Below are 11945 nucleotides of genomic sequence, written 5' to 3' on the forward strand. Positions count from 1 at the left end.
CCGTGCGCCTGATGGCCTTCGACTATGGCCGTCGCCGCATCGGGATCGCGGTGGGCGAGAGCCTGACCGGGCGTGCACGCGGCCTGCAGACGCTGGCGACGAACCAACCCGGTTTGCAGGAACGCCTGCGTGCACTGGTCGCCGAGTGGCGCCCGGACGCCCTGGTCGTCGGATGGCCGACCCGCGACGATGGGCAAGCCACCGCACTGGGCCCGGCGATCCGCAGTTTCGGCGAAATGCTCGGCCGGGAATTCGGCCTGCCGGTATACTGGGCCGACGAGCGGCTCAGCTCGCATCTGGGACGCGAGCGGATCCAGCGGCGGCGCCGTGACCCCGGTCTCGACGCCCACGCGGCAGCGGTCATACTCGAAGGCTGGCTAACGGAGAACACGCGCAATGCCTGAGATCGCATCCCTTCTGGACATCATGGCCGAGCAGTCCCGCCGGCATTTCGAACAGCGCGGCATCGAGGAACCCATCGTGGTCGGGATCCACACCGGCGGTGTCTGGATCGCGGAGGCCCTGCGCCCGCGCCTGGGCTATACCCGCCCGATGGGCAAGCTCGACATCAGTTTCTACCGGGACGATTTCTCCCGGATCGGGATGCATCCGCAGGTGCGGCCTTCGGAACTCCCGGAGGAACTCGACAACGAGCACATCCTGCTGGTCGACGATGTGCTGTTCACCGGCCGCACCATCCGGGCGGCACTGAACGAGCTGTTCGACTACGGCCGCCCGGCGTCGGTGACCCTCGCGGTGCTGGTCGAGCGCGACGGCCGCGAACTGCCGGTCGAGGCGGCCATCGTCGGCGCCCACCTCGAACTGGGGCCGGAAGAACAGGTCAAGCTGCGCGGCCCCGATCCCTTGCGCCTGGAACGCGTGCGGCTGGAGGAGCCGCGTTGAACCCAGCCGCCGCACCGGCCGAACGCCTGCCACTGCCCGGTCCGCTGCCCAACGCACTGCAGCTGACCGCCGACGGCAAGCTGCGCCACCTGCTGACCGTGGAGGGGTTGAGTCGGGAGCTGCTCACCGAGATTCTCGACAACGCCGAGTCGTTCGCGAACATGAACGAGAAGGCGGTGAAGAAGGTGCCGCTGCTGCGGGGCAAAACCGTCGTCAACCTGTTCTTCGAGGCCAGCACCCGCACCCGCACCACCTTCGAACTGGCGGCGAAACGGCTCTCGGCCGACGTGCTGAACATCAACGTCAGCACCTCCGCCGCGGTCAAGGGCGAGAGCCTGCTGGATACGCTGCGCAACCTCGAGGCGATGAACGTGGACATGTTCGTGGTGCGGCACCAGCAGAGCGGTGCCGCCCATTTCATGGCCCGCCACGTCGAGCCTGGCATCAGTGTGCTGAACGCCGGCGACGGCCGCCATGCCCACCCGACGCAGGCCTTGCTGGACATGTTCACGATCCGCCGCTTCAAGGGCGATTTCACCCGGCTCAAGGTTGCGATCGTCGGCGATATCCTGCACTCGCGAGTCGCCCGCTCGCAGATCCACGCGCTGAACATTCTGCAGACGGGCGAGGTACGGGTCGTCGCGCCGCGCTCGCTGCTCCCGGCGCATGTCGCAGACCTGGGAGTCCACGTGTTCCACAATCTGGAACAGGGCCTGCGCGACGTCGACGTGGTGATCATGCTGCGCCTCCAGCGCGAGCGCATGGAACACGCGCACCTGCCTTCCGAGCACGAGTACTTCCAGCTGTTCGGCCTGACTCGGAGGCGGCTGCACCTCGCGACGCCCGGCTGTCTGGTGATGCACCCGGGGCCCGCCAACCGGGGGGTCGAGATCGACTCCGCGGTGGCCGACGGCGCCCAGTCGGTGATTCTGCAGCAGGTCACGTTCGGCATCGCGGTGCGTATGGCGGTGATGTCGATGGTGATGGGAGTCCGCAGCGCATGAGCGTCCTGGTCGAGCAAGCCCGGATTCTCGACCCGGCCAGCGGCTTCGACGCGGTGGCCCCGCTGTGCGTTCAGGGCAGCGAGATCCTGGCCGTCGGCACGATTCCCGAGGGCTTCGAACCCCGGCGCCGGATCGACGCGCGGGGACGCTGGCTGTTCCCCGGCCTGGTCGATCTGGCCGCGCACCTGCGCGAACCCGGCGAGGAGCACAAAGCGACCATCGCCAGCGAGACGCTCGCGGCCGCGCGCGGCGGAATCACCACGCTGGTGATGCCGCCGGACACCGACCCGCCAGTGGACTCGCCTGCCGAGGTCGAGCTGATCTCCCGACGCGCCGAGCAGGCCTGCGGCGTGCGCGTACTGACCATCGGCGCGCTGACCCGGGGCCTCCAGGGCGAGCAGCTCGCCGAAATGGCCGCACTGAAGCGCGCGGGCGTGGTCGCGGTGGGCAATGCCGGACGCTCGCTTTCCAGCCCGCTGGTGCTGCGCAGGGCGCTGGAATATGCCGCGACCTTCGACCTGATGGTCGCGTTGTCGGCCCAGGACACAGCGCTGGCCGGATCGGGTTGCGTCCACGAGGGTGCGGTGTCGACGCGCCTGGGGCTGCCCGGCATCCCCGAGGCCGCCGAGACCGCGGCACTGGGGACGATCCTCGCGCTGGTGGAGCAAACGGGTGCGCGCGTGCACATCCAGCGGCTGTCGACCCGGCGCGCCGCGGAAATGATCGCCAAGGCACGCGCCGACGGGCTGCCGGTATCGGCCGATGTCGCGGCGCACCAGTTGTTCCTGACCGAGATCGACGTGGCCGACTTCAATCCGCTGTGCCACGTGAATCCTCCGCTACGGACCCAGCGTGACCGCGAGGCCCTGCGCGAGGCGGTCGCGCGCGGCGACGTCGCGGCGATCTGCTCGGATCATCAGCCGCACGAGAGCGACAGCAAGCTCGGTCCGTTCGCCGAGACCCGGCCGGGCATCAGCGCACTGGAAACGCTGCTGCCGCTGACCCTGCGCCTGGCCGAAGAAGGCCTGATGGAACTGTCCGACGCGCTGGCTCGGGTCACCATCGGGCCGGCCGCGATCCTGGGCGCTTCCTGCGGGCGGCTCGCGGCCGGCAGTCGCGCGGACTTCGTGCTGTTCGACCCCGAGGCACTGACCCACATCCGTCCGGAAACCTGGCTCAGCGCCGGCGCCAACACGCCGTTCTTCGGCTGGACTTTCTCCGGACGCGTGATCGAGACCTGGGTGTCCGGGCGCCCGGCCTGGACGACCCCGGTGGACGAGGCGGCCTGAGACCGGTGCCGGGACGCAGGTCTCGCCGCGGCAGCGTCGTTCCTGGGCATGCCTGGATACCGGAGGAATACGCCGGACGTCCGGCGCTGCTCAGCGCTGCGTGTCCTCCGGCAGCCTGAACTCCTCGTCGGCCTCGCCCTCCAGGCTGCCGACTCCACCGCCGAAATTGAGACGCCACTCGAGATCGGCCCGGGAATCGGCCTTCGACAGCGCTTCCTCGAGCTCGACCTTGCCTTCCTTGTAGAGCTGGAACAGGGCCTGGTCGAAGGTGCGCATCCCGTCCTTCGCACCCTTCGTCATCGCCTCCTTGATCTCGCCGATCTTGTCCTCGCGGATCAGCTCCGACACATAGGGCGTGTTCACCAGGATCTCCAGGGCCGCGACCCGGCCGCCCTGCGGGGTCTGCAGCAGCCGCTGCGCGACGATCGCACGCAGGTTCAGCGACAGGTCGGCCAGGATCTGACCGCGGAAGTCTTCGGGAAACATGTTGATCAGCCGGTCCATCGCCTGGTTGGCGCTGGTCGCGTGCAGCGTCGTCAGCACCAGGTGCCCGGTATCCGCATACGTCAGCGCCGCACGCATGGTTTCGCGGCTGCGAACCTCGCCGACCATGATCACGTCCGGGGCTTCGCGCATCCCGTCCTGCAGCGCGAGTTCGTAGCTGGGCGTGTCGATCCCGACCTCGCGCTGGCCGACCAGGGCCCGGCGGTGCGAGAAGAGGAACTCGATCGGGTCCTCCACCGTCAGGATGTGGCCGGTTTCCTCGCGCGCGCGGTGGTCGATCATCGTCGCGAGCGTGGTGGACTTGCCGGTTCCGGTAGCCCCGACGATCAGCACTAGGCCATTGCGGTGCATCGCAAACGTTTTCAGCACGTCGGGCAGACCAAGGTCCTGCATCGTCGGGATGGCCAGCCGGATGAAGCGGATCACCATCGCGACCTCGCCGCGCTGGCGGTAGACGTTGATGCGGTAGCGGCCAAGCCCGGCGCGCGATACGCCGAAGTTCGAGGAATGCTGCGAGTCCAGGCGTTCCTGCTGGGTCGTGGTCATGATCTCGCGCGCGATCTTCTCCACCTGCCCGGGCTCGAGCGGGGTCTGGGAGAGTGGCCGCACCCGACCGTCGACCTTGATACAGATCGGCGCGCCGGTGATGAAGAACAGATCCGACGCGCTCTTCTGCGCCATCAGCTTCAGGTAGGGTTCGATCTGAGGGGTGCTCATGACCGGTTCAACGCGCGACGAAATCGTCGACCTTGTCCGCCACCGACAGACCGGAGAGATCGTCCATCACGTCGGGCTCCTCCTCGCGCTGCGCCCGCTTGCTGTCGAGCTTCACCCGCAGGCGCAGGTCGTTCATCGAATCCGCGTTGCGGATGGCCTCCTGATAACTGATCTTGCCCGCCTCGTAGAGATCGAACAGCGCCTGGTCGAAGGTCTGCATGCCCTGCTCGCGCGAACGCGCAATCAGATCCTTCATCTCGTGCACCGCCCCCTTCAGGATCAGGTCGGACATCAGCGGTGTATTGATCATGATCTCGACCGCCGGCACCCGCCCTTCGCCGTCCTGGGTCCGGATCAGGCGCTGCGACACCACGGCCTTCAGGTTAAGCGACAAATCCATCAGCAACTGTGGCCGGCGCTCCTCGGGGAAGAAGTTGATGATCCGATCCAGCGCCTGGTTGGTGTTGTTCGCGTGCAGTGTGGACAGGCAGAGGTGCCCCGTCTCGGCGAACGCGATGCCGTAGTCCATCGTGGCCCGGTCGCGGATTTCGCCGATCAGGATCACGTCGGGCGCCTGGCGCAGCGTGTTCTTCAGCGCGATCTCGTAGCTTTCGGTATCCACTCCGACCTCGCGCTGGGTCACGATGCTCTTGTCGTGCGCATGCACGAACTCGATCGGATCCTCGATGGTGATGATGTGATCGGCCGAGTGATGGTTGCGGTAGCCGATCATCGCAGCCAGCGAGGTCGATTTGCCGGACGAGGTCGCGCCGACGAAGATCACCAGCCCGCGCCGGGTCATCGCGATATCCTTCAGCTGCGGCGGCATGTTGATCTCTTCGAAGCTCGGGATCTTGCCCTGGATCGTGCGCAGCACCATGCCGACGTTCCCGCGTTGGGTAAAAGCGCTGACGCGAAAACGCGACACCCCCTCGAGGGCGATCGCGAAATTGCACTCATGGGTGCGGTCGAACTCGGCTGACTGCTTATCGTTCATCATCGAGCGCACCAGCACCTGCGTATGCGCCGAGGTCAGGTTCTGGTCCGTCATCGGCTGCACCAGACCATTGATCTTGGCCGCAGGCGGCATGCCTACCGTGATGAACAGATCCGACCCGCCACGGCCCACCATCGTCCGCAACAGGTCGTGCATGTAACGTATGGCCTTGTCACGATCCATGGCTTTGCTTCCGCTGCTGGTTGGGACGGCGACCGCAGGGCTGCCTTGCGGTCAGCTCAGAGTGCGTCGGCATTCACGGCCCGACGCCTGGCATCCTCGCGCGTTATCGTGCCTTCCGCAAGCATGTCCTTCAGGCACTGGTCGAGGGTCTGCATGCCCAGATTGGCGCTGGTCTGGATGGTCGAGTACATCTGCGCGATCTTGTTTTCGCGGATCAGGTTACGGATCGCCGGCGTCCCCAGCATGATCTCGTGCGCGGCGATCCGGCCACCGCCCACGCGCTTCAGCAGCGTTTGCGAGATCACCGCGCGCAGCGATTCCGACAGCATCGCGCGCACCATGTCCTTTTCCGCCGCCGGGAAGACGTCGACGACCCGGTCGATGGTCTTGGCCGCAGAACTGGTGTGCAGCGTTCCAAACACCAAGTGCCCGGTTTCCGCCGCGGTCAGCGCCAGCCGAATGGTTTCGAGATCGCGCAGCTCGCCGACCAGGATCGTGTCCGGATCCTCGCGCAGCGCCGAGCGCAGCGCTTCGCTGAAGCCATGCGTGTCGCGGTGAACCTCGCGCTGGTTCACCAGGCATTTCTTGGATTCGTGTACGAATTCGATCGGGTCCTCGATCGTGAGGATGTGGCCGTACTCGTTGTCGTTCTTGTGGTTGACCATTGCCGCGAGCGTGGTCGACTTGCCGGACCCGGTCGGCCCGGTCACCAGCACGATGCCGCGCGGATAGTCGGAAATCTTCTCGAACACCCGCGGCGCACCGAGGTCTTCCAGCGTCAGCACCTTGGACGGGATGGTGCGGAACACGGCCGCCGCGCCCCGATCCTGGTTGAAGGCATTGACCCGGAACCGCGCAAGCCCCTTCAGCTCGAACGAGAAATCGGTTTCCCAGAACTCCTCGTAGTCCTTGCGCTGACGATCGTTCATGATGTCGTAGATCAGCGCCTGGACCTGCTTGTGGTCCATCGCGGGCACGTTGACCCGGCGCATGTCACCATCGATGCGGACCAGCGGGGGCATGCCGGCCGAGATATGCAGGTCCGATGCGCCGTTCTTGACCGCGAAGGAAAGCAACTGGGTAATGTCCATCAAGTCCCCCGATCCCTGAGCCCGCGGGCCACAACACCACGCGATGCAAGCCACCCTTCATTGCGCGAGCCACCCACATCACCTTCCTCGCGAATATATCATAGCCCCATGGCGCAACTGGAAACGTGCTGGAACGAAGTGCACCGGCGGATCGACAAGACCTGCCGGCAAGCGGGCCGGGATCCGAGCTCGGTACGGCTGATCGCGGTCAGCAAGACACGAACGGTACCGGAGATCACGGCATTGCACGCACTGGGGCAGCAGCGCTTTGGCGAGAACTACGTACAGGAGTTCGTGGCAAAATGGGAGGCACTCGCGCTTCCAGCACTCGAGCCGCCATTGGAATGGCATTTCATCGGAGCCCTGCAGCGCAACAAGACCCGGGCGGTCGCAGAACGCGCCGACTGGGTCCATGGCATCGACCGTCTCAACATCGCCCAGCGCCTGTCAAAACAGCGGCCGGACAGCCACCCCCCGCTACAGGTCTGCCTGCAGGTGAACCTGAGTGGCGAACCTGGCAAGGCCGGGGTCGCCGAAGCCGATCTGGAGCCGCTTGCGGCGGCGGTCGCGGAACTCCCCGGCCTCCGACTGCGGGGCCTGATGACGCTGCCGGCTCCCAGCACCGATCCGGCCGAACAGCGGCGACCGTTTCGCCGCCTGCGGGAGCTGCACGATCGGCTGAACACCCGGGGGCATCGGCTGGACACCTTGTCGATGGGCATGTCGGGCGATCTGGAGGCCGCGATCCTCGAAGGCGCGACGCTCGTCCGCGTCGGAACCGCACTCTTTGGCCCACGCAACGCGCAGGGAACACAAGCATGAGCACGAATACACTCGAAACCGGCTTCGTCGGCGCCGGGAACATGGGGCAGGCCCTGATCGCGGGCCTGATTCGGGCGGGCGTCGACGCCGGCGAGATCGGCATTGCCGAGCCCGATTCCACGCGGGCCCGCGACCTGCTGCAACGTTTCCCGGGCCTGGTGTTGTTGAGCGCCGGCGAGCTCGCCGGCAGCGCCCGCACGCTGGTGCTGGCGGTGAAACCCCAGGTACTGCCTCACGTCGCTGCAGACCTCGCACCGGCGGTCCGCCAGTCCGAGCCGCTGGTGGTGTCGATCGCCGCGGGGATCAGCACCACGCGGCTCGGGCACTGGCTCGGCCCGGAGACACGGATCATCCGCGCGATGCCCAACACCCCCGCACTGGTCGGGGCAGGCATCGCCGGCCTGTACGCGAACCCGCGCGCGACCGAACTGGACCGGCAGGACGCGGAACGGCTGCTCGGATCGGTCGGGGAAACCGTCTGGGTCGAACACGAAGACCTGATGCATGCGGTCACGGCGACCTCGGGCAGCGGCCCGGCCTACGTGTTCTTGTTGATCGAGGCCATGGAAGCAGCCGCGACCCGGCTCGGTCTTGATCCACTGACCGCGCATCGCCTGACGCTGGCCACGGTCAGCGGGGCTGCCCGGCTGGCCGCTGAAAGTCCGGAGAGCGCCGCCCAACTCAGGGCCCGGGTCACCTCGCCGGGCGGCACCACCGAGCGGGCGCTCGGCACTTTCCAGGATGGGGACTTCGCCGGATTGGTAGACCGGGCGCTACAATCCGCCGCGGTGCGCAGCCGTGAACTCGGCGAGTGACAGCCGCCGCCGCGACAGTTCCAATGCCCGGCCCACCGCTGCCGCGATCGGCGGGCCTCGCACCTCCCGGCCCTGGCGGGACAGCGCACATGCCCGGCCGGCCGCACCCTGACCCACGACCCCGGAGTTGACGATGCAAGGCCCTGTGGACCAGATCCTCGATTTCCTGATCAGCACCCTGTTCGGGATCTACATCATCCTGCTGCTGCTGCGCCTGATCTTCGGGCTGGTGCGGGCCGATTTCTTCAACCCGATCTCGCAGACCATCGTCCAGCTGACCAACCCGCCGCTGGTGCTGATGCGGCGCTTCATTCCGCCGCTGGGGCGACTCGACCTGGCCGCGGTGATCCTGATTCTGCTGCTCAAGGTCATCGAACTCTGGCTGCGCCTGTCTCTGATGGGCATCCAGACCGGCTTCGGAACGATCATCCTGGCCGCCGTATCGGCCGTGCTCGTCACCACGATCTGGATTTTCATCATCAGCCTGATCGTCGAGGTCGTGCTGAGCTGGATCCAGGCTGGCGGCGGCGAAATGCGCGGTAACCCGGTGGCTCGCCTGGTCGCGGATGTCAATCGCCCGATCCTCGGGCCTTTGCGGCGCAGCCTGCCGAGCACCGGCGCGATCGATTTCTCGCCGATGGTGGCGTTGATCGGCCTCTACGTGCTGCTGATCCTGGTGCGCTCGATCTAACTGTCATGCCATTGGGGGTGAGGCACCCCCGATGATGAAAGAGGCGTAGGGCGGAAAAGGCCGAAGGCCGTCATCCGCCAGCTGGCGCCGGGGTCGCCGCAGGCGCCGGGGAGGCGCGAACGCCGTACGGCGGATGACGCTGCGCTTTTCCGCCCTACGGGTCGCCCGGGACACGAGACAGGCGGTGACTTTCACGCTAACGCCCGGTCGCGCTCGGCGAATTTCCAACTAGACTTGGAAAGGGTCGCCGCACCCGGAAACATCCTGCACCGACCCCGGTGCGGGTGCGCGCGGACACCCCGGACCAACCAACACAGGAGAAAGGGAATGACGAGCGTGCACCGAACCTTCGTGGCGTTGCTGGGCATCGTACTGGGTACATTCCTGGGCGCCGGATGGGCCCAGGCCAACGAAGTCGACTTCGACAGCCACGTCGTGCACTACACCGTGGTCAACACCACCTTTCTCTCTCCCGAGGTCGCCCGCGCCTACGACATTCGCCGCAGCCGCAGCCGCGCCCTGGTCAACATCGTGGTGATGGAACGCGACGGCGACGACCTGAAGCCGATATCCGCGTCGCTGCGCGGACAGACCGTGAACCTGAACCAGCAGGTCCGTCCGCTGGAGTTCCGCGAAGTGCGTGAAGCCGACGCGATCTACCACCTCGCGGAGGCGCGGGTGCGCCCGGGCGAAGTCCTGGATTTCCGGATCCAGATCCGCGTTGCGGGCGCGGACGAACCCATGCCGCTGGACTTCCGGCAGGCCGCTTTCGTGCCCTGAGGGCGCCTTCAGTAGAGCGCGCCGGCCAGCCGCCACAGGCCATAGGCGATCAGCAGCGTTCCGGCGCCCTTGCGCAGCCAGTCGTTGCGCACGATCCGCGCCAGGCGGGCGGCAAAGATCCCCATCAACATCAGGTTGGGCAGCGTACCGAGCGCAAAGGCCGCCATCAGCAGCGCACCGCCGGTAGCGCTGCCCGCCGACAGCGTCCAGACGAACACGCTGTAGACCAAACCGCACGGCAGCCACCCCCAGATCCCTCCGACCACGAAGGCCTGCCCGGCATGCCGCACCGGAATGAAGCGCCGCCCCAGTGGCTCGATCCGCCGCCATATCCGCCCACCGACCCGTTCCAGCCGGGCCAGAACCGGCCACCAGCCGGCCAGGTACAAACCGAGCAGCACCAGGAACACCGCGGCCAGGAGCTCGAGCACCCGCTGCCCCTGGGGCAGGCCGCCAAGCAGTACCGCGCCGAGCAGCCCCGCGAGTGCGCCGGCAACGACGTAGCTGGTCATCCGCCCCAGGTTGTAGGCAAGCAATCGAGGCCAGGAAGGCGCGGCACCGGCCCCGTGGCTCAGCGAGATCGCCCCGACGATCCCGCCGCACATTCCGAGGCAGTGCACGCCCCCAAGCACGCCGACCGCGAAGGCGGCCACCAGAGTGCCGGCGTCCATCAGCGGCTCCGGCGGCCGACAGCGCCGGCGGGGCGTGCCGACGGCACGGCTGTTGAGGCCCGGACGACCGTTCGCAGCGCGGAACCGCGCACCTTCACCCCGGTCGTCTCATGCGCAGTGCGAACGGCTCAGTTCAGCGAATACTGGGGCTGGTAGCGGCCATCGCCGAAACGCCGGAAGAACCGGTCGATTCCGGGGTGCTCCACCGGGGAACGGTCGGAATCGGCCTGAACGCTCTCCTCGGCCACGTACACTCGGTCTTCGGAGCCGTCGACCAGCACGTAGTACCAAGGCTGCTCGGGGCTCGGCAAACCGGCGCGAACCTGTTCGGGCAGTTCCGCCGGCGCACGGAAGCTTTCATCGACGTCCACCACGACCCCACGCGCATTTCCACCCCGGAAATGAATGATCTGTCCGATTGCAAACGCTGCGTGACGCATACGCTCCTCGCTTTCGAATTCACCTACCCGTACCATTTGGGCATTGGCGCGGACTTCCAGTTCAACCCCATTGATTCAGGCCCATTGTCGTTTCGTCAAGACCAGAGCCAGTCCCAAGGGCGGAAGGGCGCAGCGTCATCCGCCACATGGCGTTCGCGGTGCCCAGGCGCCCGCGGCACCCCGAGCGCCGGCTGACGGATGACGGACTTCGGCCTCTTCCGCCCTACGCCTCTTGCATCATCGGGGATGGCCACACGGGCCATGGAAGTCAAACCCCATTCCGCCGGAACCTTCAGACCGGGCTCGAAGCGTAGGCGTGGAGCCGGCGGTCGGGCAACAGTTCGGCCAGGCTCTCCAACAGGTGGAAATCCACCGACTGCATCGCCGGTCCGCGCGAATCCGGATAGCGCACGCCGCGCAGATGCTCCACACCGGCCGCGCGCGCGCTGGCGAGCGCGGCGAGATTGTCATCGACGAGCAAGCTGCGCTGCGGGTCGTAGCGTTCCACCGTCTGCAACCGCTCCCAGAAGCACCCCTCCTCCTTCGCGCAATCGAGTGCATGCGCCGACACCACCCGGTGCAGGTGGTTGCCGAGACCGGTGCGGGCATGCTTGAACGCGTACACCTCGGGGTGGGCATTGGTGACCAGCACCAGGCGCTTACCCTGTACCCGCAGCGTATCCAGCACGTCGAGCGCGTGGGGATGTAGCGCGATGTGTCGTTCGAGGCGCACTTTCAGCGCCAGCAGATCCAGCCCGGTGAAACGGACCCAGTGGTCCAGGCAGTACCACCGCAACTGGCCGCGGATCCGCTCCATCTCGGCGAACAGACGCTGGCGCGCCAGTTCCGGCTCATGAGCATGCAGCCGGGCGTACTCGTCCGGTATCAGTTCGCGCCAGTAGCGATTGTCGAAATGCAGATCCAGCAGCGTACCGTCCATGTCGAACAGCACGGTGTCAATCTCCGCCCACGGCAGTCCGCGATCGGTCGCGGAACGCGTATCAGGATTTTTTGACGCAGTCGCAGTGTCCATGCCTA

General features: G+C 66.8%; 16 protein-coding genes. 9 read left to right on the forward strand and 7 right to left on the reverse strand.

What is annotated here, in order from left to right; translation table 11 throughout:
* Positions 1-2: 2 nt before the first annotated feature.
* The 4 genes from ruvX to THITH_RS15555 are packed head-to-tail and all read left to right on the forward strand — an operon-like array spanning position 3 to position 3196.
* Entirely contained in the window at positions 3-404 is a 402-nt protein-coding gene (gene ruvX, locus THITH_RS15540) for a Holliday junction resolvase RuvX (RefSeq protein ID WP_025367634.1), read from the forward strand.
* Positions 397-903 (forward strand): bifunctional pyr operon transcriptional regulator/uracil phosphoribosyltransferase PyrR, encoded by a 507-nt coding sequence (gene pyrR / locus THITH_RS15545; RefSeq protein ID WP_006746887.1) that lies wholly within the window; start codon positions 397-399, stop codon positions 901-903. Before ruvX ends, pyrR begins: the two co-directional genes overlap by 8 nt.
* Complete coding sequence (locus THITH_RS15550; RefSeq protein ID WP_006746886.1) at positions 900-1907, forward strand: aspartate carbamoyltransferase catalytic subunit; 1008 nt, start codon at positions 900-902, stop codon at positions 1905-1907. The genes pyrR and THITH_RS15550 overlap by 4 nt, the downstream gene beginning before the upstream one ends.
* Positions 1904-3196, forward strand: coding sequence for a dihydroorotase (locus tag THITH_RS15555; RefSeq protein WP_006746885.1), 1293 nt, complete (start codon positions 1904-1906; stop codon positions 3194-3196). The genes THITH_RS15550 and THITH_RS15555 overlap by 4 nt, the downstream gene beginning before the upstream one ends.
* Before the next feature lie 90 nt (positions 3197-3286).
* On the opposite strand, the gene THITH_RS15560 is transcribed toward THITH_RS15555, so the two are convergent.
* From THITH_RS15560 to THITH_RS15570, 3 genes are read right to left on the reverse strand one after another with little or no spacing between them, the layout of a single operon-like run.
* Positions 3287-4417, reverse strand: a complete 1131-nt coding sequence (locus THITH_RS15560; protein ID WP_006746884.1) for a PilT/PilU family type 4a pilus ATPase — start codon at positions 4415-4417, stop codon at positions 3287-3289.
* 7 nt (positions 4418-4424) lie between these two features.
* Positions 4425-5597, reverse strand: a complete 1173-nt coding sequence (locus tag THITH_RS15565) for a PilT/PilU family type 4a pilus ATPase (RefSeq protein ID WP_006746883.1) — start codon at positions 5595-5597, stop codon at positions 4425-4427.
* 56 nt (positions 5598-5653) lie between these two features.
* Positions 5654-6688, reverse strand: coding sequence for a type IV pilus twitching motility protein PilT (locus THITH_RS15570; protein ID WP_006746882.1), 1035 nt, complete (start codon positions 6686-6688; stop codon positions 5654-5656).
* A gap of 108 nt (positions 6689-6796) precedes the next feature.
* On the opposite strand from THITH_RS15570, the gene THITH_RS15575 reads away from it, so the two are divergent.
* The 3 genes from THITH_RS15575 to THITH_RS15585 all read left to right on the forward strand — a co-directional run bounded on the left by THITH_RS15575 (position 6797) and on the right by THITH_RS15585 (position 9016).
* The gene (locus THITH_RS15575) at positions 6797-7510 is read left to right on the forward strand and encodes a YggS family pyridoxal phosphate-dependent enzyme (RefSeq protein WP_006746881.1); all 714 of its coding nucleotides are present in this window, start codon (positions 6797-6799) and stop codon (positions 7508-7510) included.
* The gene (gene proC / locus THITH_RS15580; protein ID WP_006746880.1) at positions 7507-8325 is read left to right on the forward strand and encodes a pyrroline-5-carboxylate reductase; all 819 of its coding nucleotides are present in this window, start codon (positions 7507-7509) and stop codon (positions 8323-8325) included. Before THITH_RS15575 ends, proC begins: the two co-directional genes overlap by 4 nt.
* Positions 8326-8458: 133 nt before the next feature.
* Positions 8459-9016: a YggT family protein gene (locus THITH_RS15585; protein WP_006746879.1), complete on the forward strand. Its 558-nt coding sequence runs from the start codon at positions 8459-8461 to the stop codon at positions 9014-9016.
* A 3-nt stretch (positions 9017-9019) separates the two neighbouring features.
* On the opposite strand, the gene THITH_RS19465 is transcribed toward THITH_RS15585, so the two are convergent.
* Complete coding sequence (locus tag THITH_RS19465) at positions 9020-9211, reverse strand: hypothetical protein (protein WP_232222212.1); 192 nt, start codon at positions 9209-9211, stop codon at positions 9020-9022.
* Between the two features lie 132 nt (positions 9212-9343).
* Between THITH_RS19465 and THITH_RS15590 the strand changes: the two genes are divergently transcribed.
* The gene (locus THITH_RS15590; protein WP_006746878.1) at positions 9344-9796 is read left to right on the forward strand and encodes a DUF4426 domain-containing protein; all 453 of its coding nucleotides are present in this window, start codon (positions 9344-9346) and stop codon (positions 9794-9796) included.
* An 8-nt stretch (positions 9797-9804) separates the two neighbouring features.
* Here the strand turns inward: THITH_RS15590 and THITH_RS15595 are convergent, their stop codons facing one another.
* Both THITH_RS15595 and hspQ read right to left on the reverse strand, forming a co-directional pair.
* Positions 9805-10470, reverse strand: coding sequence for a sulfite exporter TauE/SafE family protein (locus tag THITH_RS15595; RefSeq protein WP_025367636.1), 666 nt, complete (start codon positions 10468-10470; stop codon positions 9805-9807).
* A 125-nt stretch (positions 10471-10595) separates the two neighbouring features.
* Positions 10596-10907, reverse strand: a complete 312-nt coding sequence (gene hspQ / locus THITH_RS15600) for a heat shock protein HspQ (RefSeq protein ID WP_006746876.1) — start codon at positions 10905-10907, stop codon at positions 10596-10598.
* A gap of 83 nt (positions 10908-10990) precedes the next feature.
* Between hspQ and THITH_RS19470 the strand changes: the two genes are divergently transcribed.
* The gene (locus tag THITH_RS19470) at positions 10991-11221 is read left to right on the forward strand and encodes a hypothetical protein (protein ID WP_084222686.1); all 231 of its coding nucleotides are present in this window, start codon (positions 10991-10993) and stop codon (positions 11219-11221) included.
* Here the strand turns inward: THITH_RS19470 and THITH_RS15605 are convergent.
* The gene (locus tag THITH_RS15605; RefSeq protein WP_006746875.1) at positions 11200-11940 is read right to left on the reverse strand and encodes an HAD family hydrolase; all 741 of its coding nucleotides are present in this window, start codon (positions 11938-11940) and stop codon (positions 11200-11202) included. The two genes, THITH_RS19470 and THITH_RS15605, sit on opposite strands and share 22 nt — an antisense overlap.
* Positions 11941-11945: the final 5 nt, after the last annotated feature.

The organism is Thioalkalivibrio paradoxus ARh 1 (assembly GCF_000227685.2).
Lineage (GTDB): Bacteria > Pseudomonadota > Gammaproteobacteria > Ectothiorhodospirales > Ectothiorhodospiraceae > Thioalkalivibrio > Thioalkalivibrio paradoxus.

What these genes read in the sequence shown, in the direction of transcription:
- pyrR (WP_006746887.1), top strand. Translation starts at nt 397, where the DNA reads ATGCCTGAGATCGCATCCCTTCTGGACATCATGGCCGAGCAGTCCCGC.
- THITH_RS15605 (WP_006746875.1), bottom strand. Translation starts at nt 11,940, where the DNA reads ATGGACACTGCGACTGCGTCAAAAAATCCTGATACGCGTTCCGCGACC.
- THITH_RS15590 (WP_006746878.1), top strand. Translation starts at nt 9,344, where the DNA reads ATGACGAGCGTGCACCGAACCTTCGTGGCGTTGCTGGGCATCGTACTG.
- THITH_RS15585 (WP_006746879.1), top strand. Translation starts at nt 8,459, where the DNA reads ATGCAAGGCCCTGTGGACCAGATCCTCGATTTCCTGATCAGCACCCTG.
- THITH_RS15575 (WP_006746881.1), top strand. Translation starts at nt 6,797, where the DNA reads ATGGCGCAACTGGAAACGTGCTGGAACGAAGTGCACCGGCGGATCGAC.
- THITH_RS15555 (WP_006746885.1), top strand. Translation starts at nt 1,904, where the DNA reads ATGAGCGTCCTGGTCGAGCAAGCCCGGATTCTCGACCCGGCCAGCGGC.
- hspQ (WP_006746876.1), bottom strand. Translation starts at nt 10,907, where the DNA reads ATGCGTCACGCAGCGTTTGCAATCGGACAGATCATTCATTTCCGGGGT.
- THITH_RS15560 (WP_006746884.1), bottom strand. Translation starts at nt 4,417, where the DNA reads ATGAGCACCCCTCAGATCGAACCCTACCTGAAGCTGATGGCGCAGAAG.
- THITH_RS15565 (WP_006746883.1), bottom strand. Translation starts at nt 5,597, where the DNA reads ATGGATCGTGACAAGGCCATACGTTACATGCACGACCTGTTGCGGACG.
- proC (WP_006746880.1), top strand. Translation starts at nt 7,507, where the DNA reads ATGAGCACGAATACACTCGAAACCGGCTTCGTCGGCGCCGGGAACATG.
- THITH_RS15570 (WP_006746882.1), bottom strand. Translation starts at nt 6,688, where the DNA reads ATGGACATTACCCAGTTGCTTTCCTTCGCGGTCAAGAACGGCGCATCG.